The organism is Stenotrophomonas sp. UBA7606, from assembly GCF_002477705.1.
Classification (GTDB): Bacteria; Pseudomonadota; Gammaproteobacteria; order Xanthomonadales; family Xanthomonadaceae; genus Stenotrophomonas.
Window position 1 is genome coordinate 1063 of record NZ_DLJW01000067.1, and the last position, 22725, is coordinate 23787.

General features: G+C 65.2%; 19 protein-coding genes. 9 read left to right on the top strand and 10 right to left on the bottom strand.

The window, feature by feature from the left end; translation table 11 throughout:
* Positions 1-1839, top strand: a 1839-nt coding sequence (gene acnA / locus B2527_RS08825) for an aconitate hydratase AcnA (protein ID WP_293707976.1), incomplete at its 5' end; no start/stop codon positions are given.
* A 133-nt stretch (positions 1840-1972) separates the two neighbouring features.
* Here acnA and hutC read toward each other — a convergent pair.
* Together hutC and B2527_RS08835 are read right to left on the bottom strand one after the other, a co-directional pair.
* Entirely contained in the window at positions 1973-2701 is a 729-nt protein-coding gene (hutC, locus tag B2527_RS08830; protein ID WP_293707978.1) for a histidine utilization repressor, read from the bottom strand.
* A 28-nt stretch (positions 2702-2729) separates the two neighbouring features.
* Complete coding sequence (locus B2527_RS08835) at positions 2730-4103, bottom strand: formimidoylglutamate deiminase (protein ID WP_293707980.1); 1374 nt, start codon at positions 4101-4103, stop codon at positions 2730-2732.
* 57 nt (positions 4104-4160) lie between these two features.
* Here B2527_RS08835 and hutI point away from each other — a divergent pair, with 57 nt between their 5' ends.
* The 4 genes from hutI to hutU all read left to right on the top strand — a co-directional run bounded on the left by hutI (position 4161) and on the right by hutU (position 10069).
* The gene (hutI, locus tag B2527_RS08840; RefSeq protein ID WP_293707981.1) at positions 4161-5366 is read left to right on the top strand and encodes an imidazolonepropionase; all 1206 of its coding nucleotides are present in this window, start codon (positions 4161-4163) and stop codon (positions 5364-5366) included.
* Positions 5367-5389: 23 nt separating this feature from the next.
* Complete coding sequence (gene hutH / locus B2527_RS08845) at positions 5390-6937, top strand: histidine ammonia-lyase (RefSeq protein WP_293707983.1); 1548 nt, start codon at positions 5390-5392, stop codon at positions 6935-6937.
* A 616-nt stretch (positions 6938-7553) separates the two neighbouring features.
* Positions 7554-8405 carry an N-formylglutamate deformylase gene (hutG, locus tag B2527_RS08850; protein ID WP_293707984.1) on the top strand — a complete coding sequence of 284 codons (852 nt, stop codon included), beginning with the start codon at positions 7554-7556 and terminating at the stop codon, positions 8403-8405.
* A complete protein-coding gene (hutU, locus tag B2527_RS08855) occupies positions 8402-10069 on the top strand; it encodes a urocanate hydratase (RefSeq protein WP_293707985.1) in 1668 nt (555 codons plus the stop codon). The genes hutG and hutU overlap by 4 nt, the downstream gene beginning before the upstream one ends.
* A gap of 52 nt (positions 10070-10121) precedes the next feature.
* On the opposite strand, the gene B2527_RS08860 is transcribed toward hutU, so the two are convergent.
* On the bottom strand, positions 10122-10541 hold the full coding sequence (locus tag B2527_RS08860; RefSeq protein ID WP_293707986.1) for a DoxX family protein: 420 nt from the start codon (positions 10539-10541) through the stop codon (positions 10122-10124).
* A gap of 126 nt (positions 10542-10667) precedes the next feature.
* On the opposite strand from B2527_RS08860, the gene B2527_RS08865 reads away from it, so the two are divergent.
* Positions 10668-12902: a CocE/NonD family hydrolase gene (locus tag B2527_RS08865; protein WP_293707987.1), complete on the top strand. Its 2235-nt coding sequence runs from the start codon at positions 10668-10670 to the stop codon at positions 12900-12902.
* A gap of 42 nt (positions 12903-12944) precedes the next feature.
* Here the strand turns inward: B2527_RS08865 and B2527_RS08870 are convergent, their stop codons facing one another.
* Positions 12945-13514, bottom strand: a complete 570-nt coding sequence (locus B2527_RS08870; RefSeq protein WP_293707988.1) for a TetR/AcrR family transcriptional regulator — start codon at positions 13512-13514, stop codon at positions 12945-12947.
* A gap of 80 nt (positions 13515-13594) precedes the next feature.
* Between B2527_RS08870 and B2527_RS08875 the strand changes: the two genes are divergently transcribed.
* The gene (locus B2527_RS08875; protein ID WP_293707990.1) at positions 13595-14146 is read left to right on the top strand and encodes a thioesterase family protein; all 552 of its coding nucleotides are present in this window, start codon (positions 13595-13597) and stop codon (positions 14144-14146) included.
* A 36-nt stretch (positions 14147-14182) separates the two neighbouring features.
* Here B2527_RS08875 and B2527_RS08880 read toward each other — a convergent pair whose 3' ends face one another.
* From B2527_RS08880 to B2527_RS08895, 4 genes are all read right to left on the bottom strand, one after another.
* Positions 14183-14662 (bottom strand): VOC family protein, encoded by a 480-nt coding sequence (locus B2527_RS08880; protein ID WP_293707992.1) that lies wholly within the window; start codon positions 14660-14662, stop codon positions 14183-14185.
* Positions 14663-14791: 129 nt separating this feature from the next.
* Entirely contained in the window at positions 14792-15271 is a 480-nt protein-coding gene (locus tag B2527_RS08885; RefSeq protein ID WP_293708579.1) for a L,D-transpeptidase family protein, read from the bottom strand.
* A gap of 146 nt (positions 15272-15417) precedes the next feature.
* Positions 15418-16566 (bottom strand): fatty acid desaturase family protein, encoded by a 1149-nt coding sequence (locus B2527_RS08890; protein ID WP_293707994.1) that lies wholly within the window; start codon positions 16564-16566, stop codon positions 15418-15420.
* Positions 16567-16568: 2 nt separating this feature from the next.
* A complete protein-coding gene (locus B2527_RS08895; protein WP_293707996.1) occupies positions 16569-17624 on the bottom strand; it encodes a ferredoxin reductase in 1056 nt (351 codons plus the stop codon).
* A gap of 91 nt (positions 17625-17715) precedes the next feature.
* Here B2527_RS08895 and fabR point away from each other — a divergent pair, with 91 nt between their 5' ends.
* Positions 17716-18378, top strand: a complete 663-nt coding sequence (gene fabR, locus B2527_RS08900; protein WP_293707998.1) for an HTH-type transcriptional repressor FabR — start codon at positions 17716-17718, stop codon at positions 18376-18378.
* A 37-nt stretch (positions 18379-18415) separates the two neighbouring features.
* Here fabR and B2527_RS08905 read toward each other — a convergent pair whose 3' ends face one another.
* Positions 18416-19525: a DUF1615 domain-containing protein gene (locus tag B2527_RS08905; protein ID WP_343124754.1), complete on the bottom strand. Its 1110-nt coding sequence runs from the start codon at positions 19523-19525 to the stop codon at positions 18416-18418.
* A gap of 125 nt (positions 19526-19650) precedes the next feature.
* Between B2527_RS08905 and B2527_RS08910 the strand changes: the two genes are divergently transcribed.
* Entirely contained in the window at positions 19651-20622 is a 972-nt protein-coding gene (locus B2527_RS08910) for a hypothetical protein (protein WP_293708002.1), read from the top strand.
* A 1-nt stretch (position 20623) separates the two neighbouring features.
* Here B2527_RS08910 and B2527_RS08915 read toward each other — a convergent pair whose 3' ends face one another.
* Positions 20624-22612 carry a PAS domain-containing hybrid sensor histidine kinase/response regulator gene (locus tag B2527_RS08915; protein ID WP_293708003.1) on the bottom strand — a complete coding sequence of 663 codons (1989 nt, stop codon included), beginning with the start codon at positions 22610-22612 and terminating at the stop codon, positions 20624-20626.
* Between the last annotated feature and the right edge of the window lie 113 nt (positions 22613-22725).

The window sequence follows — 22725 nt, forward strand, 5'->3', positions numbered from 1 at the left end:
GCCACCTGCGGCATCTTCCCGATCGATGCCGAGTCGTTGAACTACCTGCGCCTGTCCGGCCGCAGCGATGCGCAGATCAATCTGGTCGAAGCCTATGCAAAGGCGCAGGGCCTGTGGCACGACGCCAACAGCGCGCATGCGCAGTACAGCGCCACGCTGGAACTGGACATGGGCGACGTCAAGCCGTCGATGGCTGGCCCCAAGCGTCCGCAGGACCGTGTGCTGCTGCAGGACGTGCACAGCAACTTCGCCGAAGCCCTGACCACCCTCACCGCCAATCGCAAGCCCAAGGTGGGCTGCGCGGTGCAGGAGTTCGACGAGGAAGGCGGCGACCAGCCGCAGGCCAAGCGGCTGGCGGCCAAGCCCATTTCCAGGATCCGCATCAACGACGAGGACACCGAGCTGTCCGACGGCTCTGTGGTCATCGCCGCCATCACCTCGTGCACCAACACCTCCAACCCGGCGGTGATGCTGGGTGCCGGCCTGCTGGCGCGCAACGCGGCCCGCATCGGCCTGAAGGCCAAGCCGTGGGTGAAGACCTCGCTTGGGCCGGGTTCTCGCGTGGTGACCGACTATCTGGAAAAGGCCGGCGTGCTGACCGATCTGGAAAAGCTGGGCTTCTTCGTGGTCGGCTATGGCTGCACCACCTGTATCGGCAACTCCGGCCCGCTGCCAGAAGCGGTGTCCGCCGGTATTGCCGAGAACGAACTGGTGGTGGCCTCGGTGCTGTCGGGCAACCGCAACTTCGAAGGCCGCGTGCATCCGGAAGTCAAGGCCAACTACCTGGCCTCGCCGCCGCTGGTAGTGGCCTACGCCATTGCCGGTACCGTCAACATCGACCTGACCAAGGAGCCGATCGGCAAGGGCAGCGATGGCAAGGAGGTGTACCTGCGCGACATCTGGCCGAGCAACAAGGAGATCGGCGACATGATCGCCGCTACCGTTGGCCCGGAAATGTTCAAGCAGAACTATGCCGACGTGTTCAAGGGCGATACCCGCTGGGCGCAGATCGAGTCGCCCGAAGGCCAGGCCTACGAGTGGAACAGCGACTCCACCTACATCAAGAACCCGCCCTACTTCGACGGCATGACCATGCAGGTGGGCAACATCAGCGACATCCATGGCGCGCGGGTGATGGGCCTGTTTGGTGACTCCATCACCACCGACCATATCTCCCCGGCCGGCAACATCAAGAAGGACTCGCCCGCGGGCCGCTTCCTGCAGTCGCGCGGCGTGCAGCCGGCCGACTTCAACAGCTACGGCAGCCGCCGCGGCAACGATGACGTGATGGTGCGCGGCACCTTCGCCAACATCCGCATCAAGAACCTGATGTTTGGTGGCGAAGAAGGCGGCAACACGCTGTACTATGCGCCCGGCAGCCAGACCGGCGTGAAGCTGGCGATCTATGACGCGGCAATGAAGTACAAGGCCGACGGCGTGCCGCTGGTGGTACTGGCCGGCAAGGAATACGGCACCGGCTCGTCGCGCGACTGGGCGGCCAAGGGCACCAACCTGCTGGGCGTCAAGGCGGTCATCGCGGAAAGCTTCGAGCGTATCCACCGCTCCAACCTGGTCGGCATGGGCGTGCTGCCGCTGCAGTTCCATGACGGCGAGAACGCACAGACGCTGGGCCTGGATGGCTCGGAGGTGTTCGATGTGACCGGCCTGGACGATGGCAAGGCCAAGACCGCAACGGTCACCGCGACCAAGGCAGATGGCAGCCAGAAGAGCTTCACCGCCAAGGTATTGCTGCTGACGCCCAAGGAAGTGGAGTACTTCCGCAATGGTGGCCTGCTGCAGTACGTGCTTCGCCAGCTTGCATCCAGGAAGGCAGCCTGACCAAAAACGCCCCGCAAGGGGCGTTTTTCTATCGACAGGCCAGGTAAAAGCCGCGACGCCGACGATGCGTGTCTGCGGGAATCCCTGGGCAATCGGCCTCCCAGGGCTTCGCGCTCATGCCCCTGCTACCGCGTCAGCGGGCACCTGGCGCGAAGCGCGCGATCAGGTCATAGGCATCGCCCAGGAACATCTGCCGCACCCAGGTGATGGACAGCTCGCCACGCCAGGTCTGGCGATCGATCACCAGGCAGGCCGTGCCCAGCGGCACTTTCAACAGCGCCGCTTCTTCGGCATTGGCTGCCACCGCGCTGATCCGGTGCTGGCCGCGCGTCCATGACACGTTCTGCAGCAACCAACTGCCGGGGGCGTGCGTGGAGAAATCCACGTCCAGCGTTTCCGGCACCGCCTCGGGGTTGATCAGGCGGCGCTCCAGCGCCAAGGGCTTGCCATCGGCCAGATGCAGGCAGCGCATCGCCAACAGCTTGCCCTCGCCCACCAGCTCCAACTCTTCGGTTACGCCGGCCTTGGGCTTGCGCAGCGCACGCTCCAGCAACTGAAACATGTAGGCATGCCCACGCTCGGTCACCGCCACCTCGATATCGGGGATCTCCAGCGCCACCTGCTCCAGGTGCGGCGGCTGCCGCGCAACGAACGAACCCGCGCGACGCCGGCGCTCGATCATGCCGCTCTCGGCCAGCGTGGTCAGTACCTTGTTCACGGTCATCCGCGAACAGTGGTACTGCTCCATCAGCTCGTGCTCGAACGGAATGCGGAAACCGGGCTGCCATTCGCCACTGAGGATGCGGCTTTCGATATCACTGCGGATGCGGTGATTGAGGGTGGGAGCCTTCTTGCTCTTCACTCGGGGTTCCTGAAAGGGCTGCAGCGCGTCAGGCCAATATCCGGCCCAGCGCGGCACGGTAGCGCGCGGTGATCGCCTCGCGGTTCACGTGGCGTCCATCGCGCACCAGTTGCCGGCCATTGCGCCAGACGCCACGAAGGGCGCCATTACGTGCGGCAAACAGCCAGCTGTCAAGCAAGGCATCGCCGGCACGGCCCAGCATTGCCGGGTGCTGTTCATCCAGCTCCAGCAGATCCAGCGGCGCGCCAACTGCCAACCCCGCCTGCTCGCCCAGCGCCTGCGCGGCCCCTTCAACGGCCTGCTGGTAGAGCCAGCGGCCGCTGGAGACGGCTCCTGGCGACAACACGTTGCGCCCGCGCAGCTGCAGCCGCTGGCCGTATTCGAGCAGCCGCAGCTCCTCGGCCGCATCGATCAGGACATTGGAATCGGAACCCACGCCAAAGCGTCCGCCGGCCTGCATGTAATCGCGCATGGGGAACAAACCGTCGCCCAGGTTGGCCTCGGTGATCGGGCACAGGCCCACCACCGCACCACTGACCGCCATCTGTTGTACTTCATGGGCATCCACGTGGGTGGCATGCACCAGGCACCAGCGCGCATCGACCGGGGCGTGGTCATACAGCCACTGCACCGGGCGCTGGCCGCTCCAGGCAAGGCAGGCATCGACCTCGCGGGTCTGCTCGGCGATATGGATATGGATCGGCCCCGCCGCCATGCCGACCAGGGCCTGCAACTGCTGCGGCGTGCACGCACGCAGGCTGTGCGGTGCCAGCCCAAGGACGGCATCGGGAATCGTGGCCAGGGCCTCGCGGCAGCCTTCCAGCAGGCGCGCAAATCCATCCAGATCGTGCAGGAAGCGACGCTGCGCCGGCACCGGTGCAGCCCCGCCGAAGTCGCTGTGGGCATAGAACACGGGCAGCAGGGTCAGGCCAAGCCCGGTTTCGGTGGCCGCTGCGGCAACGCGGCTGGCCATCTCGGCCGGATTGGCGTAACGGCTGCCGTCTTCGGCATGGTGCAGGTAATGGAACTCGCCGACGCGGGTAAATCCACTTTCCAGCATTTCCATATAGGCCTGCGCCGCAATGGCCTGGAAGGTATCCGGATCCAACCGGTCCAGGAACCGGTACATCAGCTCGCGCCAGCTCCAGAAGCTGTCCCCGGAGCGCCCGCCCACCTCGGTGAGCCCGGCCATCGCCCGCTGGAACGCATGGCTGTGCAGGTTGCCCAGGCCGGCGACCACACATCCCAGACGCTGCGCCTGGCCGTCCCAGGCCATGCCCGGAGTGATGGCGGTGATGCGCCCCGCACGACTGTCGATGCGCACATCCTGTGCCCAGCCTTGCGGCAACAAGGCCTGGGTGGCGTGGAAACTGAGCTCTGGGGTGGATTGGCTCGCAGTCACTGGACACTCTCCGATTCTCATCGTTATTGTATATACAAATAAGCACGGAGAGGGGCAATGCGCTGCGACACGCTTTGGCACAACGCCAATCTGATGACCCTGGACGACCCCAGCGGCGGCCTGGGCATTGTCCGCGACGGCGTCATCGCCGCACATGAAGGCCGCATCGTGCATGTGGGCAGCGCCGCCAACGCGCCCACGCTTGCCGCTGACCAGCACATCGACTGCGCTGGCCGCTGGATCAGCCCGGGGCTGATCGACTGCCATACCCATCTGGTCTATGCCGGCAACCGTGCGGGCGAGTTCGAACAGCGCCTGCGCGGCGTGAGTTACGCGGAGATCGCCCGCGCCGGCGGCGGCATTGTTTCCACCGTCAAGGCTACCCGCGCTGCTGACGAGGCCGCGCTGACCAACACCAGCCTGCCGCGGCTGGACGCGATGCTGGCCGAAGGCATCACCACCATCGAGATCAAATCCGGCTATGGCCTGAACCTGGCCGACGAGCGCAAGCAGCTGCGCGTGGCGCGCCAGCTCGGCGAGCTGCGCAAGGTCGAAGTGGTACCCACCTTCCTGGGCGCACACGCTGTACCGCCGGGGCACGAGGCCCAGGCCTACATCAACGAAGTGTGCGCGGCGATGATCCCCGCGATCGCTGCCGAAGGGCTGGCCGAGGCAGTCGACATCTTCTGCGAGAACATCGCCTTCACTACCGCGCAGGCACAGCAGGTGTTCAAGGCCGCGCGCCAGCATGGGCTGGCGATCAAGATTCATGCCGAGCAGTTGTCCAACCAGCATGGCGCCGAGTTGGCAGCGCACTTCGGGGCGCTGTCGGCGGATCACATCGAGTTCCTGGATGCGGCTGGCATCGCCGCGATGCACAGGGCCGGAACGGTCGCCGTGCTGCTGCCCGGCGCCTACTACTTCACCCGCGAGACCCAGCTGCCGCCCGTACCGCAATTGCGCGAGGCAGGCGTGCCAATCGCCCTGGCCACCGACTGCAACCCCGGCACCTCGCCGCTGACCAGCCCGCTGCTGACGATGAACATGGGCGCCACCCTGTTCCGCCTGACCGTCGCCGAGTGCATTGCCGGCTTCACCCGCGAGGCCGCACGCGCGCTTGGCCGCGCTGACCGGCTGGGCACCCTGAGCGCCGGCAAGGACTGCGACCTGGCCATCTGGGACATCGAGGCACCCGCCGATCTGGTCTACCGCATCGGCTTCAACCCCCTGCATGCCCGCGTCTGGCGCGGGCAACCCGCCTGAAACAACGCACCACTGGAGCATTCATGAACACCCCTTTGACCCTCGTCCCCGGCCACGTTCCTTTGGCCCAATGGCGGCAGATCTACCGCGGCGCCGCCGTGCGCCTGCATGAATCCGCACAGGCAGCGGTTGTGCGCAGTGCGCAGGTGGTGGACGCCATCGTCGCCAAGGGCGAGCCGGTGTATGGCATCAACACCGGCTTCGGCAAGCTGGCCAGCGTGCGCATCGAACGCGAGGACCTGCAGACCCTGCAGCGCAATATCGTGCTGTCCCACGCTGCAGGTGTGGGCGAGCCGATCCCGGCCAACGTGGTGCGGCTGATGATGGCGCTGAAGCTGACCAGCCTGGCGCAGGGCGCGTCGGGCATCCGCCCGGAAACCCTGTCGCTGCTGGAAGCCATGCTGCAGAAGGACGTGGTACCGGTGGTGCCCTGCCAGGGTTCGGTCGGCGCCTCCGGCGACCTGGCACCGCTCTCGCATCTGGCCAGCGTGATGATCGGCGTGGGCGAAGCCTTCGTTGCCGGCGTGCGCATGCCGGCCGAAGCAGCATTGCAGCAGACCGGGCTGCAGGCACTGGTGCTCGGTGCCAAGGAGGGCCTGGCCTTGCTCAACGGCACCCAGTACTCCACTGCCTATGCCTTGGCCGGCCTGTTCGAGATCGAGACCGTTTTCCAGGCGGCGCTGGTCACAGGCGCGCTGTCGGTGGAAGCCGCCAAGGGCTCGGACACGCCGTTCGACCCGCGCATCCACAGCATCCGCGGCCAGCGCGGGCAGATTGCCACAGCAGCGGTATTGCGCGAGCTGATGCAGGGCTCGGCCATCCGCGAATCGCACCGTGACAACGACGTGCGCGTGCAGGACCCGTACTGCCTGCGTTGCCAGCCGCAGGTGATGGGCGCTGCACTGGATGTGATCCGCCAGGCTGCGACCACCTTGGAAATCGAAGCCAATGGCGTGTCCGACAACCCGCTGGTGTTCACCGACACCGGCGAAGCACTGAGCGGCGGCAATTTCCACGCTGAGCCGGTGGCCTTCGCCGCTGACATGCTGGCGATGGCGATCTGCGAGATAGGCTCGATCAGCGAGCGCCGTACCGCCATGCTGGTGGACCCTGCCTTGTCCGGCCTGCCGGCATTCCTCACTCCCAAGCCGGGATTGAACTCCGGTTTCATGATTCCGCAGGTGACGGCGGCAGCACTGGTATCGGAGAACAAGCAGCGCGCCTATCCGGCGAGCGTCGATTCGATCCCGACCTCGGCCAACCAGGAAGATCATGTGTCGATGGCAGCGCATGGCGCACGTCGTCTGCTTGCGATGGCCGAGAACGCCGCCAACGTGATCGGCATTGAACTGCTTGCCGCCGGCCAGGGCTGTGACTTCCATGCGCCGCTGCGTTCGAGCCCAGCGCTGGAGCAGGTTCGCTCCACCCTGCGTGCGCAGGTGCCCGCCCTGGTGGACGACCGCTACTTCCATCCAGACATGGTTGCTGCCACCGCATTGGTGCGCGCTGGCGCCTTGACGGCAGGCCTGGCGGTGCTGCTGCCGGGCGTTGATGTTGCGGATCAGGGCTGATCCAGACCCATGCGGAATTGGCTGCAAACTGCGAGCACTTCCCTTCTCCCGCTTGCGGGAGAAGGTGGCGCGCAGCGCCGGAAGAGGGGCGCTTTTCGCTTCAACAGCCAAGAGCGCCCTCACCTGCCCTGCGGGCATCCTCTCCCGCCTGCGGGAGAGGCGACAGCGGGCAACGCTGAACTCTGTGGGACCACGCCGACCCGCCCGCAAGCCGCGAACCTTTCCCTTCTCCCGCCTGCGGGAGAAGGTGGCGGGCAGCGCCGGATGAGGGGCGCTTTTCACTTCAACAGCCAAGAGCGCCCTCACCTGCCCTTCGGGCATCCTCTCCCGCACGCGGGAGAGGCGACAGCGGGCAATGCTGCACTCTGTGGCGCCGCGCAGACCCGTCCGCAAGCCGCGACCCCGTCCCTTCTCCCGCCTGCGGGAGAAGGTGGCGCGCAGCGCCGGATGAGGGGCGCTTTTCACTTCAACAGCCAAGAGCGCCCTCACCTGCCCTGCGGGCATCCTCTCCCGCAGGCGGGAGAGGCGACAGCAGGCAATGCTGCATTTTGTGGCGCCGCGCAGACCCCACCGCAAGTCACGAACCATTCACCCCATCCAGCCCCGGGCCCCCGCCATGACCACATCCCCTGATTGGCTGCACATCCATCGTGGCCAAGCGCCACTGATCGTCAGCTTCCCGCACACCGGCACCGAGCTGCCGGCCTCGCGCGTTGGCCACTTCCTGTCACCGTGGCTGGCACGGCGCGACGCCGACTGGTGGGTGCATGAGCTCTACGCATTCGCCAAGGCGATGGGCGCCACCACTGTGCGCACCGCCATCTCGCGCTCGCTGATCGACGTCAACCGCGACCCCTCCGGCGTTTCGCTCTACCCGGGGCAGAACACCACCGGCCTGTGCCCGCTCACCACCTTCGACAACCAGCCGCTGTACCGCCCCGGGCACGCACCCGACGAGGCAGAAATCCAGTACCGCCGCCAAACCTGGTTCGATCCCTATCACGCCGCACTGGCGGAGGAGATCGCGCGCCTGCGTGCCGCCCACGACACCGTCGTGGTCTATGACGCGCACTCCATCCGCTCGCTCATTCCGCACCTGTTCGATGGCGAACTGCCGCAGTTCAACATCGGCAGCGCCGGCCCCAGTGGTGCGCCCGACACCTCCTGCGACAACGCGCTCACCGACGTGGTCGAAAACCTGTGCGCGATCAGCGGCATGAGCCATGTGCGCAACGGCCGCTTCAAGGGTGGCTGGATCACCCGTCACTACAGCAACACTGCCAATGGCGTGCATACGCTGCAGATGGAACTGGGCTGCCGCGGCTACATGCACGAACCGGCGCCCGAAGACGTCGACGAGCACAGCTGGCCCACGCCCTACGACCCCGACCACGCCACCCCCGTTCGCAACACCTTGCAGCAAGTGCTCGGCGCTTGCCTGGAATTTGCTACCCGGAGAAATGCATGACCCGCCACGACCCCACCCGCAACCCGCGCGCACCGCGCGGCACTACGCTCAACTGCAAATCCTGGCAGACCGAAGCGCCGTTCCGCATGCTGCAGAACAACCTGGACGCGGAAGTCGCCGAAGATCCCACCTCGCTGGTCGTCTACGGTGGCATCGGTCGCGCCGCGCGCGACTGGGAGAGCTACGACAAGATCCTGGAAACGCTCAAGCGCCTGGACGACAACCAGACCCTCCTGGTGCAGTCCGGCAAGCCGGTCGGCGTGTTCCCCACCCATCCCGACGCGCCGCGCGTGCTCATCGCCAACTCCAACCTGGTGCCGCACTGGGCCAACTGGGAGCACTTCAACGAGCTCGATAAGAAGGGCTTGATGATGTACGGGCAGATGACCGCCGGCAGCTGGATCTACATCGGCAGCCAGGGCATCGTGCAAGGCACCTACGAAACCTTCGTCGAGATGGGCCGCCAGCACTACGGTGGCAGCCTGAAGGGCAAATGGATCCTCACCGCCGGGCTCGGTGGGATGGGCGGCGCCCAGCCGTTGGCCGCATCGCTGGCCGGTGCCAGCAGCCTGACCATCGAATGCCGCCAGAGCAGCATCGATTTCCGCCTGCGCACCCGCTATGTGGACGAACAGGCCAGCGACATCGACGACGCACTGGCACGCATCGCCAAATACACCGCAGCCGGCGAAGCCAAGTCCATCGCCCTGCTCGGCAACGCCGCCGAGATCCTGCCCGAACTGGTACGCCGTGGCGTACGGCCGGACTGCGTCACCGACCAGACCAGTGCCCACGACCCGGTGCACGGCTACCTGCCGATCGGCTGGACCGTCGAGCAATGGCTGGCCGAACAACAGGCCAATCCGGAGCAGGTGCGCGACGCGGCCAAGGCTGCAATGCGTGTGCACGTGGAGGCAATGCTGGCCTTCCATGCCGCCGGCATCCCAACCGTCGACTATGGCAACAACATCCGCCAGATGGCCTTCGATGTGGGTTTGAAGAACGCCTTCGATTTCCCCGGTTTCGTGCCGGCCTATGTGCGACCGCTGTTCTGCCGCGGCATCGGCCCGTTCCGTTGGGTGGCGCTGAGCGGCGATCCGGAGGACATCTACAAAACCGACGCCAAGGTAAAGGAGATCATTGCCGATGATCCGCACCTGCACCGCTGGCTGGACATGGCGCGTGAGCGCATCAGCTTCCAGGGCCTGCCGGCACGCATCTGCTGGGTGGGCCTGGGCTTGCGCCATAAACTCGGCCTGGCCTTCAACGAAATGGTGCGCAGCGGTGAACTGAGCGCGCCGGTGGTGATCGGCCGTGACCATCTGGACAGCGGCAGCGTCGCCTCGCCCAACCGCGAAACCGAAGCGATGCAGGACGGCTCCGATGCGGTCTCCGACTGGCCGCTGCTCAACGCCATGCTCAACGTCGCCGGTGGCGCCACCTGGGTGAGCCTGCACCATGGGGGTGGCGTGGGCATGGGCTACTCGCAGCACTCAGGCGTGGTCATCGTCTGTGACGGCAGCGACGCCGCCGACCAGCGCATCGCGCGCGTGCTATGGAACGACCCCGGCACCGGCGTGATGCGCCACGCCGATGCCGGCTACGACATCGCCCTGAACTGCGCGCGCGACAAGGGCCTGGACCTGCCCGGCATCCTGGGCTGATGCGCTACCCGCCCGTTGCAGCGAGCTGCAGCGGGCGGGTCTTCTCCCGCCCTCAGCGGCGGCTGCGGCACACGGCGTACCTGCCTGCACCGGTCACCACCAGCAACAGCAGCCCACCGGCAATCGACACGTTCTTCAGGAACTGGGTGAGGTTGGCCGCGCGTTCGGCCCCCTGCATGCCCCAGAACGCATGGCCCAGGAGGGCGGTGCCCAGCACGAACGCTACAAACAACAACGCCAACGGCCGCACTGCGATACCCAGCATCAGCGCAATGGCGACCACGAACTCCATCGCCACCGCGATGGCGGCTGCCACTTGCGGCAACGGTGCCTGCAGCGATGCCATGTAGCCAACCGTGCCCTGGAAGTCATGCAGCTTTGCCCAGCCTGACAGCACAAACAGCAACATCAGTGCCAGCCGCGCAAGCAGTATCAAGCCATCGCGATTACGTTCCGCCCATCGATCCAACATGACTGTCTCCTCTCGACAGTGTTGTTCTTGCTTGCCTCTGGCGCCAGGCCGGAGGCCTGCGCCTGCTTCCAGGCCGCCCACGCGGTGTGCTATTCAACGCCCTCCGCAAACTGCCGGGTCAACCCGATGCGCTACCTGTTGGGATTCCTCCTGTTCCTGACCGTCGGCACGAGCTTCGCGCAGTCCGTCAGCATCCCGCTACCGGCGCAGCTGCATCATGGTGCAGGTGACGTGGGCATGCGCCAATTCAGCAAACAGGTGTTGCAGCTGTACCGCGAAGACGATGCCGCGCAATACCTCGACAACGTCTTCCGATTGCAGCTTGCTGCGGGTCTTGATGCGGAAGCGGTCGCCAGCATCCGGCAGCTGCGTGCATTGCGGGCAGGCCCTGTCGGGCAACCGCCGTTGTACCTGCAATACGAGATCTATGCGCTGGCCCGGCAACGCGCAGCCGCAAGCGGCACGCCCTTTACCCTGCACTGGCCCGTCGTGTTTGCCGAGCAGTTCGGCCGGCTCGACGATCGCACTGCGCTGCAGGCCGCGTACGCTTTTGGCAGCTATCTGCCCCGCCTGCGCGCGGAGCTGGACACGCAGCTTGCAGAGATTGCCGGCCAGAGGGCCTTGCCCCTCAGCGATGCGCTCAAGCTGATACGAGCATGGCAGGTACAGCGTGCCTATGCCGATTTCCAACCACAGTTCGCCAGCGCGCTGGCTGCCGATGACCAACATCGCTATCTCATCGACAGGCACCTGATGATTCCGGCCGAGGATGGCACCGGCCTGGCCAGCATCCTGGTGCGCCCGCGGCAAGCGCCCGTGCTCCCCACCCTGCTGACTTTCACCATCTATGCCAACGATGACTGGGCATGGGCCGATGCCAAGACGATGGCCGCCCACGGCTATGCCTCGCTGGTCAGCTACAGCCGTGGCAAGGGCAGGAGCAGCGCAGCCATCGTGCCGTTCGAGCAGGATGGCCCGGACGCCGCCGCGGTGATCGGCTGGGCGGCGGCGCAACCCTGGAGCGACGGCCGCGTGGGCATGTATGGCGGCAGCTACAGCGGCTACACCCAGTGGGCGGCACTGAAGCAACGGCCTGCAGCACTCAAGGCAATCGCAACCTCGGCCACGACCGCCCCGGGTATCGATGTACCCATGGAAGGTGGCGTCTTCCTCAACTTCATGTACGCGTGGCCGCATTACACCAGCAGCAACCGCGGTCTGGACGAGGTCACCTATGGCGACAGCGAGCGCTGGAATCGGCTGAACAGCCGCTGGTTCCGCAGTGGACGCGCTTACCGTGAACTCCCCGCCATCGATGGGGCAGCCAATCCGGTGTTCCAACGCTGGTTGCAGCACCCCCGGTACGATGCGTACTGGCAAACGATGATTCCACAGGAAGAGGAATTTGCCGCTATCGACATCCCCGTGCTCGTCACCACCGGCTATTTTGATGGTGCCCAGATAGGCGCGCTGCACTACTTCCGCCAGCATCTGAAGTACCGCCCCGACGCCGATCACAGCCTGCTTATTGGCCCCTATGAGCACTTCACCATGCAGACCGGCGTGCCGCCGCAGGTGCAGGGTTATACGCCAGAGCCCAGTGCGCGACTGGACCTGCAGGCCTTGCGCCTGGACTGGTTCGATCATGTGTTCAAAGGCGCCGCCAAGCCCGCCCTGTTGGCCGACCGGGTCAACTGGCAGGTGATGGGCGCTGACCGTTGGCGGCATGCCCGCACATTGCAGGCAATGGGCAATGCCCGGCGACGGCTGTACCTGCAACCCGGTGCCGGCAACGAACATCGCCTGCTCGCTACCCCCGCGCAGGCCGCAACCACACTGCAACAGGTCGACTACCGCACGCGCGATGATGCCGACTGGCAGCCATCGCCCAAGGTACTCAACCCCGGCCTCGATCCGCATGCAGGCCTGGTTTTCCGCAGCGATGTGCTGAGCGAAGATCTGGAACTGGCAGGACCTTTCACTGCAGAACTGGATTTCAACCTCAACAAGGTGGATGCCGATATCAGCATCGCCATCTATGAGCAGACGGCTGAAGGCAACTATCTGGACCTGGCCTACGCGTTGCAGCGCTTGAGCCATGTGCACGATCCCCGGCAACGCCATCTGCTTGCGCCCGGCAGCACACAGCATGTCAGTCTGCGCGACACCCGCCTGCTTGGCCGCCGGCTCGCTGCGGGCAGCCGCGTGGTTGTAACCCTCGGCGTGCTCAAACAGCCCAATCTGCAGCTCAACCTGGGCAGCGGCAAGGCCCCCTCTGACGAGACGATTGCCGATGCAGGCACGCCGCTGCGGATCCAGTGGCACGGCAGCAGCTACGTGGAGCTGCCGGTCAGGGAATAAGGAGCCTGCCGCAAGGGCAGGCATCAACCAATCCGCCTGTATTCAGCGCAGCAACCGCTCCAGCCGCTGCACCACGCGATCGAACGCGGCGATGTCACGCGTCGCCCGGCTCATCGCAACGCCGCCCTCCACTGCTGCGATCAGCAGCGTCGCCAACGCGCGGGCATCATCGGCCGCGCGACCTTCGGCAGCGAACGCATCGCCCAGCCGCTGCTCCCAGGCAGAAAACGCAGCACCTGCCGCCTGCCGGGCCTCGTCGCCACCGCCGTCGATAGGCTCTTCCACAGCAGCGGCGAGCACCGGACAGCCGACGCGGAAATCCGATTGCAGCAGGCGTTCACGCCACAGCGCCAGGAAGCGCGACACGCCATCTGCTGCCCCGGCTTTCAATACCTCCTCCAGCATCCGCTCGATGCGATCGCCCGCCAAGGCCGTGGCCTGCCCCAGCACCTGCTGCTTACCGCCGGGGAAGTGGTGGTAGGTGGAGCCGAACGGCGCATCGGCGCGCCTGGTCACCTCCCGGATGCTGGTGGCGTTGAGGCCGTAGGTCGCCAGCATGTCGGCCGCGGTAGTGATCACGCGTTGCGGCGCGTCGGTCGGACGTCGGCTCATTGGCGGCTCCTTGCTATGACGATCGTCATAGCTTAGCGTACCGCCATTATGACAGTCGTTATAGAAGGCTCGGCCGTGCCATGAATCTCTGGTTCCGTCTGCTGCATCTGTTGATCTGCTCCCTCTTCCGGCCACGCTTGACGGCCCTGGCGGATGTCTCCCGCCTGCAGTTCAGGGTGCTGCCCAACGACCTGGACCTGAACATGCACATGACCAATGGCCGCTACTGGACGATCTTCGACCTTGGCCGCCTGGACCTGGTCCTGCGCACCGGGCTTGCGCGGGTGGCGATGCGCAGCAAGTGGGCGCCAATTGCTGGTGCCGGCACCATCCAGTTCCGTCGCGAACTCAAACCCTTCCAGCGCTTCACCCTGGAAACGCGGATGATCGGCTGGGTGGGCGGCCGCATCCTGATGGAACAACGGGTGCTGATCGGTCCGGAACAGACCGTCGCTACCCGTGCCCTGCTGATCACCGGCATGTACGACCGCCGCAAACGGCGCTTCCTGACCGGCGAGCAGGTGCTGCAGGCAGTCGGCATCCACGATGCACGTTCGCCCCTGCTTGGGCCGGCCGCACAGGCCTTGTTGGCGGCTGATGCTGCGCTCAAGCTGGAAGACGACGCCAGCTGAGCCCCGCCCGGTCTGTGCGCCGCCACTGCCTCATGCTCAACCGCGTCGTGCTGCCTCGATCGCCGCGATGTCGATCTTGGTCATCTCCATCATCTTCTCGAACGCACGCTTGGCCGCCGCCGGGTCGGGATCGGTGATGGCCGCGCTGAGCGCGCGCGGCGTTATCTGCCACGACAAACCCCACTTGTCGCGGCACCAGCCGCAGGCGCTCTCCTCGCCACCGTTGCCGACGATGGCGTGCCACAAGCGGTCGGTCTCATCCTGGTCATCGGTCGCCACCTGGAACGAAAACGCCTCGCTGTGCTTGAACGTGGGGCCGCCATTTAGGCCCAGGCAGGGAATGCCCATCACGATGAATTCAACCGTCAGCACATCCCCCTGTTTGCCCGAGGGATAGTCGCTTGGCGCACGATGGATCGCGTGCACATGGCTGTCAGGGAAGGTCGCCGCATAGAAACTGGCCGCATCCAGCGCGGTACCGTCGAACCACAGGCAGATCGTGTTCTTGGCGTGCATCGGTATTCTCCTGGTCTGGAGGAATAATCAGCAGCGATCTGGCTCAGTTGCTTACAACTATTCGCTCTGCTCGCTGATTGCATCGAGCGTTGCCGATAATTGCACAGAGTTCCGCCAAGCCCAACCGGTTCAGGGCACGATGAGAATCGGCACCGGGGTATCAACCACTTTCCACAGCGCATCCATCTGCGCGTTGGTCAGGGCAATGCAGCCGTCTGTCCAATCCACTGCCTGCAATTGTGCCGCCGGCAACCGCGAACCGTTGGGTTGCCCGTGGATCATGATGTCACCGCCCGGCGATACCCCCTGGTTGCGCGCGCTCTGGCGATCTGCCGTGTCCGGATAGGACACATGAATGGAGCGGTAGTACCGGCTGTTGGGGTTCTTCCAATCCAGCAGGTACTGCCCCTCAGGCGTGCGCTTGTCACCTTCCTGCTGCTTGTGGCCCACGGGTGAGCGCCCCAGCGCGACACGATGGTGCAGCAGCAGTTCACGGCCCGCGAACACGAACATCTCGCGCTCGGACTTGTCGACATAGACAAAGCTGGCCTTGGGCTGTGCCGCCCTGGCCGGCAGTGCCACCGTCCCCAGCCACAGCGCGAGAACCATCCCCAACGCGCTTGCACACCGCACCTCAGCCCCCCTTAGTCCGCATCTGTAGGCAGCAAGCCAGCCGACACCCCTCGCCTTCACCTGCAGAGAAGCACAAAGCCCATAAGCAGCAACGCCGCCCCCAAGGGCGGCGTTGGCAACACTCAATCGGCAGCCAGGGCACGCTGCGACGGTTCTGCCGCCGATACCGACACCAACGGCCGCTGCGGCGCAGGCTTGCTCGGGAACGCATGCCGCAGGATGCGCCACATCACCTGGCCAAACTGTTTCGGCATCGAGCCCGTGTTGTAGTGCTGCCCGTAACGGCGGCAGATTTCCTTCACTTCCACCGCCATGGCTGCATAGCGGTTGGCGGGAATGTCCGGGTAGAAATGGTGTTCGATCTGATGGCTGAGATTACCGGTCATCACGTCCATCCACCTGCCGCCGGTGAGGTTGGACGAACCACGCAGCTGGCGCATATACCAATGGCCCCGGGTCTCGTTGCGCACGCAATCCTTCGGAAAGGTTTCGGCTTCGGCGGTGAAGTGGCCGCAGAAGATCACCACATACGTCCACACGTTGCGGATCACGTTGGCAGCAAGGTTACCCAGCAGCACCGGCAGGAAGAACGGCCCGGCCAGCAGCGGGAAGAACACATAGTCCTTGCCGATCTGCTGCAATGCCTTGCGCCGTACCGGCCTGGCCTGGCGCCACAGCTGGCGCAGAGTGATCTTGCCACTGAGCACCCGCCCCACACGCAGATCCTGTATGGCAATACCCCATTCAAACAGCAGCGCGAATACCACCGCGATGAACGGCTGGGCCAGGAAGTACGGGTGCCAGCGCTGCTCCGGGAAAATGCGCAGCAGGCCGTAGCCGATGTCGTCGTCCAGCCCGCGCACATTGGTATAGGTGTGGTGGCGGAAGTTGTGGGTCTTGCGCCAGTTCTCCGAGGTGCCGGCAATATCCCATTCGTAGGTCTTGCCCTGCAGATGCGGGTCGCCCATCCAGTCGTACTGGCCGTGGATGACGTTGTGCGCCAGTTCCATGTTCTCCAGGATCTTGGAGAAGCCCAGCAACAGCACGCCAGCGATCCACGCGGGCACCAGCAGGCTGTGCACGAAGGCCCCCAGGAACAGCAGCGCACGCCCCGCCACACCGGTCCAGCGCACCGCCGCGACGATGCGGCGGATGTAGCGGGCGTCACTTGCCCCCAGCAAGGCCTGGTGACGGGCGCGCACGCCATCGAGTTCATCGCCGAAGGCCTGCAGTTCCTGCGGCGACAGCACACGGTTATGCACGGAAGACATCGTTACAGCTCCAGGGTCAGATCGGTACTGGCGCTGTTGACGCACAGCTTGAGCGGGGTTGAGGGCTCACTGGCATGCTCACCGGTGAGCGTGTGGCGGGTGATACCCGACACCTTGGTACAAACGCAGGTATTGCACAGGCCCATGCGGCAGCCACTGGCCGGCTGCAGCCCCTCCGCCTCCAGTGCCGCCAGCAGCGATGTGCCACGGGCAATGCTCAGGCGACGGCCACTGCGCAGCAACTCCACCTGCACGCTGCCCTGCTCCACTTCCGGCAACGCAGGCAGGCTGAAGGCTTCCCCTTCAAAGCAGGCCACCTGCGGCGCCAGCCGTGCACGTGCCGCTTCGACAAAGCCGGCCGGGCCACAGGCCAGCACCCGCGCCATCGTCAGCTGGTTGAAGGAGGAGAAATCAAACCCATCCACACGCGCTGCAGAGGCCGCCTCGCGGGTCAGCGCCAGGTGCAGATGGAAACCGGACTGGCGCGCCGCCATGGCCTGCAGCTCGTCCAGGAAACACAATTCCTCCCGCCGCCGCGCCCAGTAGACGAGGTCGACGGGCGCCGCCAGGGGCTGCGCATCCAGCTGCCTCAGCAGCGCACGCATCGGGGTGATGCCGCTGCCTGCGGCCAGCAGCAGCAATCGCTGGGGTGCCGGGGCCAGGGTCATCCCACCAAACGCGGCTCCGATGCTGAACACCTCACCGACAACGGCAGACCGTGCCAGATGCTGGCTGACCTTGCCGCCCGGGATGGCCTTGACGGTGATTGCCAGATGGCCGTTGTCCAGCACGGTGGGGCTATAGCTGCGCGTGCACAGGCGGCCATCGACCTCCACCCCAAGATTCAGGTGCTGCCCGGCGCGCATGCCGCCGAAATGACGATTGGGCTGCAGCTGCAGCGTCACTGCATCGGCACTGGCCGGGCTACGCGCGACCAGCCGCACCAGCGGACGGCGCAGGGTCCATAGCGGATGCACCCGGGTGGACCAGAAATCGAAGAAGCCTTCCTTGAACCAGGGGATCAACGGCGGCGTTGCATTGCGGTAGACAGCACTCATGGCGCAACTATACGGCCGCACATACAGGCGTGTATACACTTGTATATTCGCTAGTCAGGCTATGATTCACGCACCTGACCGGCCTGAGCCCATGACTTCACGCGAACAGCCCCTGCCCGCACACGACGACCTGCACCCGGCGCGCAAGGCCAGCATCTCGCGCGACGACCTGCTGGCCGCCGCGTTGGCGCTGGTGGGACCGCACCGCAGCGTGTCCACCCTGAGCCTGCGCGAAGTCGCGCGCGAGGCTGGCATCGCGCCCAACTCCTTCTACCGCCAGTTCCGCGACATGGACGAACTGACGGTGGCGTTGATCGACCTGGCTGGGCGCTCGCTGCGTACCATCATCGGCCAGGCCCGTCTGCGCGCCGCCGACAGCAACCGCGGCGTGATCCGCCTGTCGGTGGAAACCTTCATGGAACAGCTGCGCGCCGACGACCGCTTGATGCACGTGCTGCTGCGCGAGGGCACGGCCGGCTCGGATGCCTTCAAGCAGGCGGTGGACCGCGAACTGGGTTATTTCGAAGAAGAATTGAAGGGTGATCTTGTACGACTGGCCGCACTGGATGGCGCGCGCCTGCACGAACCGGCGCTGGCCGCCAAGGCCATCACCCGGCTGGTTTTCGCCATGGGTGGCACCGCCATGGATCTGCCGGCCGAGAAGGACCCGGAACTGATCGAGCAGATGGCGCAGATGATCCGCATGATCATCACCGGCTCGCGCGCCCTGGCGCGCCAGACCGCCAAGACCTGACCGCATCCGGCGCTCACCCGGCGTCTCCAGGATCCAGCTAACGCTGCAGGCACTGCCGGTAGCGCCCATCCACGCGGTTGGCAAACCACTCGGTGGTGAGCTCACGGGTGATCTTGGGGCTGTCCAAGCGGATACCCGGGATCAGAGCGCGCGGTAACGCTTTGCCCGCCCGTGCATCGGCCAACGCGAATACCTGCGCATGCAGTGCGCTGTCGCTGAAGCTCAACTGGTCGGCCTGCTGCAGGGCGCGACGCAGTTGCGCATCGTCCATGTCCAGTTGCGGCCCCAGCTCGCGCAGGGCGCGCTCGGTCTGCCCCGGCTTGTCCAAGGACGCTCCCGGCGCCAGCACATCTCCGTCCAACGCCAGTGTGTTGCCAGTGGCCACCGCCACCGCATTCTGGAACGCCGCGTTGCGGCTGGCATACCAGCCGGCGTTGTAGTCGGCAAAGCGGTGCACCTTCTGGGTATAGGGCGTCTGGTAACCCAGCAGGTGCAGGATGCCGAAGTACAGACCTCCGCGACGGCTGAACACCTCGTCACGGATGCCGGTTTCCAGCGGATACGGGTAGCCGTCCGCATGCGCCTGCGCGAAAGCGATGCCCACCTGCATCGCCCCACCTGTCTGTACGGGATTCTTGCCGGCGAACAGACGCTGCCCCAGTGGCACCCGGCCGATGATCTCCTCATACAGACGACTGAGATCGCGCTCGGTACGTACACGCGCCAGATGCTCGGCATAGCTGCGGCCGTCGCTGGCATTGATCTTCAAGCCTGCATCCACCAGCAGTCGCGGCACGTGCAACGCAGCCGCACGCCGGTCGATTTCGCCGCGCGCCACCTGCGGCAGGTTGGGTACCTCCGGATTGGCACGGTAACCGGACTCCTGCTCGATGATCGCCAGCACCGCGCAGATGTTCTCGGGATTGGGCGTCACCCGCTGGGCGGAAAACGCAGCCTGGATGTCGGCCGCCCAGCCACTACGGTCGATGGTGGCAGCGGGAATCCGTCGCTGGATATCCGCGCGCACGACATCGGCCGAAGGGCCTGGCGGCGGCGCTGGCACCGTGCTGCAACCGGCCAGCGTCAGCAGAACCACCGCTGCCACCCAACGACGGCACCTCCCTCCGACGTGCGTGTTTGCCAGCATTGCAAGGTTCCTCAGGTACTTTTCCATGGCAAACCCTACCGCAGCACTCGCCAACAGCGAAGCACCGTACGATTCACGCGCCCCCATGGCACACTGCGACAACGACACCCTGGAGCTGCAACGGAATGCCCACGCCCCATCCTGTCCGCGCCCGCGTCTTCGCCTGCCTGGCAGCCTGCCTGCTGTTGGCCGGTTGCGGCGAAAAAACCGAACAACAGCAACTTGCGGCGCTGCACGACAGCTTCACCTATAAGCGATATCGGCAACTCTCCGAGAAGGGGCTGCCTGCCGCCTACGCGGCCTGGGCTGCCGGCAGTCAATGGGCCGAGGCGGAGCCGCCCCCTCCTTTCACACCGGAAACCGAATGCCTCGTCCATGCGCTGCTTGGGTACAGCGCCTTGACCGCCAATCGCGGCACCTTGGCCATCGCCGAGGCCGACATCGTCGATACCCTGCCCGCCTGCAGCGACCTCAAACAGCCGAGCGCGGCACTGCGTGCGGTCGCCTTCCAACGCCTGGAATGGCCACAACTGGCACACGAACAGAGCCAACTGGCCATCTTTGGCCCGACAACCGGCAATGCCGCCGATGCCGAACAGGCTCTGACCCAGGCGCTGGTGATCCATGCCGTGCTTGGCTATGCCGCCCTGTCCGACAAGGACGCCGCGCGCGCCCAGGTTCATATCGACGCGATTGCCCTGATCCTGCAACAGCCCTGGCTTGGCGACCTGGGCAAGGCGGGCTTGGCAATCCAACAAGGCGACGTGCGCCAGGGGCTGGTGGCGCTCAAGGGGCTGTCCAACAATCCGCAGGTCCCGCCCGAGGTGCGCACCTACCTGCAGCAGATGATCGCAGAGATCGAGGCCGATACCGGCGACGTCGACTCCTCGCTATGGACCGCCCGTGTGTTCGCGATGATCATCTGGCGCGAAGCCCGCGCGCATGGCCCGCAGGGCGTGCGCAGCCTGATCGGATTTGTCGACCAGCAAAGCGGCAGGCTGGATCAGGTAGGCGAACAAGGCAAGGGCATGCTGCACGGCTGGTGGAACACCGCGCGGGAAAAACTGCGCGGCAGCGGCAGCAACAACAGCGACTGATTCACCCGGCCTGTGGCGCAGCCGCTGGCGCTTCCGCGTTGGCGGCCTGCGCATGACCGCCCAGCGCGCTCTGTATGCGGGCGGATATCTCCGCCGCCGAGAACGGTTTGAACAGCACCGGATACCTGTCATTGACCAGGCCCTCGCGGATCACCACATCCGCGCTGTAGCCGGTTGCAAAAATGATGGGAGTACGGCTGCCCGCCTCCACGGCCGCTATCAGGTCATGCACGTTGAGCCGCCCGGGCATGCGGATGTCGGAAATGATCAGGTCCGGTTTCATCCCTCCCTGCAACAAGGTCACTGCGTGGTCCGAGCTGAAGGAGGGGATGGTGTCGTAGCCGAGCTGGTTGAGGATGCGGTTCATGGCATCACGCACCGAATCATCGTCCTCGACCAGCAGTATCCGTCCGCTACCCATCACGATGGCAGCATTCACATCCATCGCATCATCGACCGGAACCGCCGAAACCGGCAGATACATCGCCACCCGCGTGCCCACACCCGGTGTCGACTCGATGCTGACGTGGCCGCCAGAGTTCTCCACGAACGTCTTGACCATGGTCAGGCCCAGGCCATTGCCCTTGCCGCTGCCCTTGGTGCTGAAAAAAGGATCGAACACTCGTGCCTGCAACTCGGGCGCCATGCCCGCACCGGAGTCTTCCACTTCGAACATCACATACTCGGCAAGGTGGCCGTTCTGGTCCTGTCGCGAGCGTGGCGCCACCCGCAACGCCATGCTGCCGCGCCCGGCCATGGCATCACGCGCATTGATGGCCAGATTGATCAGCGCGTTCTCCAGATAGGATTTGTCGGCAAACAATGGTTGCAGGCCCGGCTCCATCTGCAACTGGAAGCTCACCTCCGCACCCACTGCCTTGGCCAGCAGGTCGTGGATGTCGTCAACCAGCGCCTGCGGCTCAAGCGCCACCGCGTTCTGCGGCAGGCGCCCACTGAACCCAGCCAGCTGCGTGGACAGGCGCCCTGCCTTCTTCAGGCAACCATCCAGCACCCGCAGATAGGGCAGCAGGGCCGGTTGCTGCGGCTGGGCCTGCATCAGTTCGATATTGATGCCCATCACGTGCAGCAGGTTGTTCAGGTCATGGGCCACGCCGCCGGCAAGGTGCGAGACCAGCTCCATCTTGTGCTGCTGCGCCTGCAGGCGCTGTGACTCAAGCGCACGCTGCTCGTGGGCGATGCTGCGCTGACGCAGCTGCTCGATGCGGGCGTTGGCACCCATCTCGGCATCGTGGAACGCCTGGATATTGATGCTGGTACCCACCCAGTACAGGGTCGCGCCCAACGCATCACGCACCGGTGCCATCGAGAATTGGAACCAATGGTAGATGCCACCATGGTCGCGCAGACGATACCGATGCGGCGTATCCATCCGTCCCAAGCTCATTGCCTTGGCCAACGCCACACCAGCGCCGGTCAGGTCATCCGGATGGATCTTGGCGATGTAGCGGGTATTGTCCCCATCATGGAATTCCGGCTGACCATAGATGAACAGGTTGGACGTACGGTTGGTCCAGAACAGTTCCCCCTTCACCGTGCACAGCCAGACATTGTGCGGAAAATTGTCCAGGATGCGGCGGTAGCCTTCATTGAGCAGGACCTCCGCCGGCGCATCCGACGATGCCTGCCCCGTCAAGTCCAGCAGCGGACCCGCCAGCGGCGTGACCATGCAGTGCAACCAGGTCGCGGGCGCGCCTGCCTGCAGCAACGGAGAAAACTCGTAGCGGGCATTGGTATGGGGGCAGTCATGCGCGACCATCATTCCAGCAACCGTAGCGTTGTCCATCACGTTGGACAACGCAGCGACTTCGGCAAATACGTTCCTGCCGGCAACAATCTGCAGGCTCTTGAAAAACAGCAGGAATGCGTCGTTGGAGTACAGCAGGTTCCTGCTTGCGCTGTCGATCACCGCGACGGCAACTGCCGAATCGCGGAAGGCGATTGCATACCTTGAAAGAACCGCATCTTCCATCGAACGAACCTGTCTTCGGCCCAAGCGCCCGCGGAACTCCGGCACTCTGGCACTGCGCCATCGTTCATGCCGGATATCTGTGCCGCACAAATACACGGCTGCCCTGCATGACA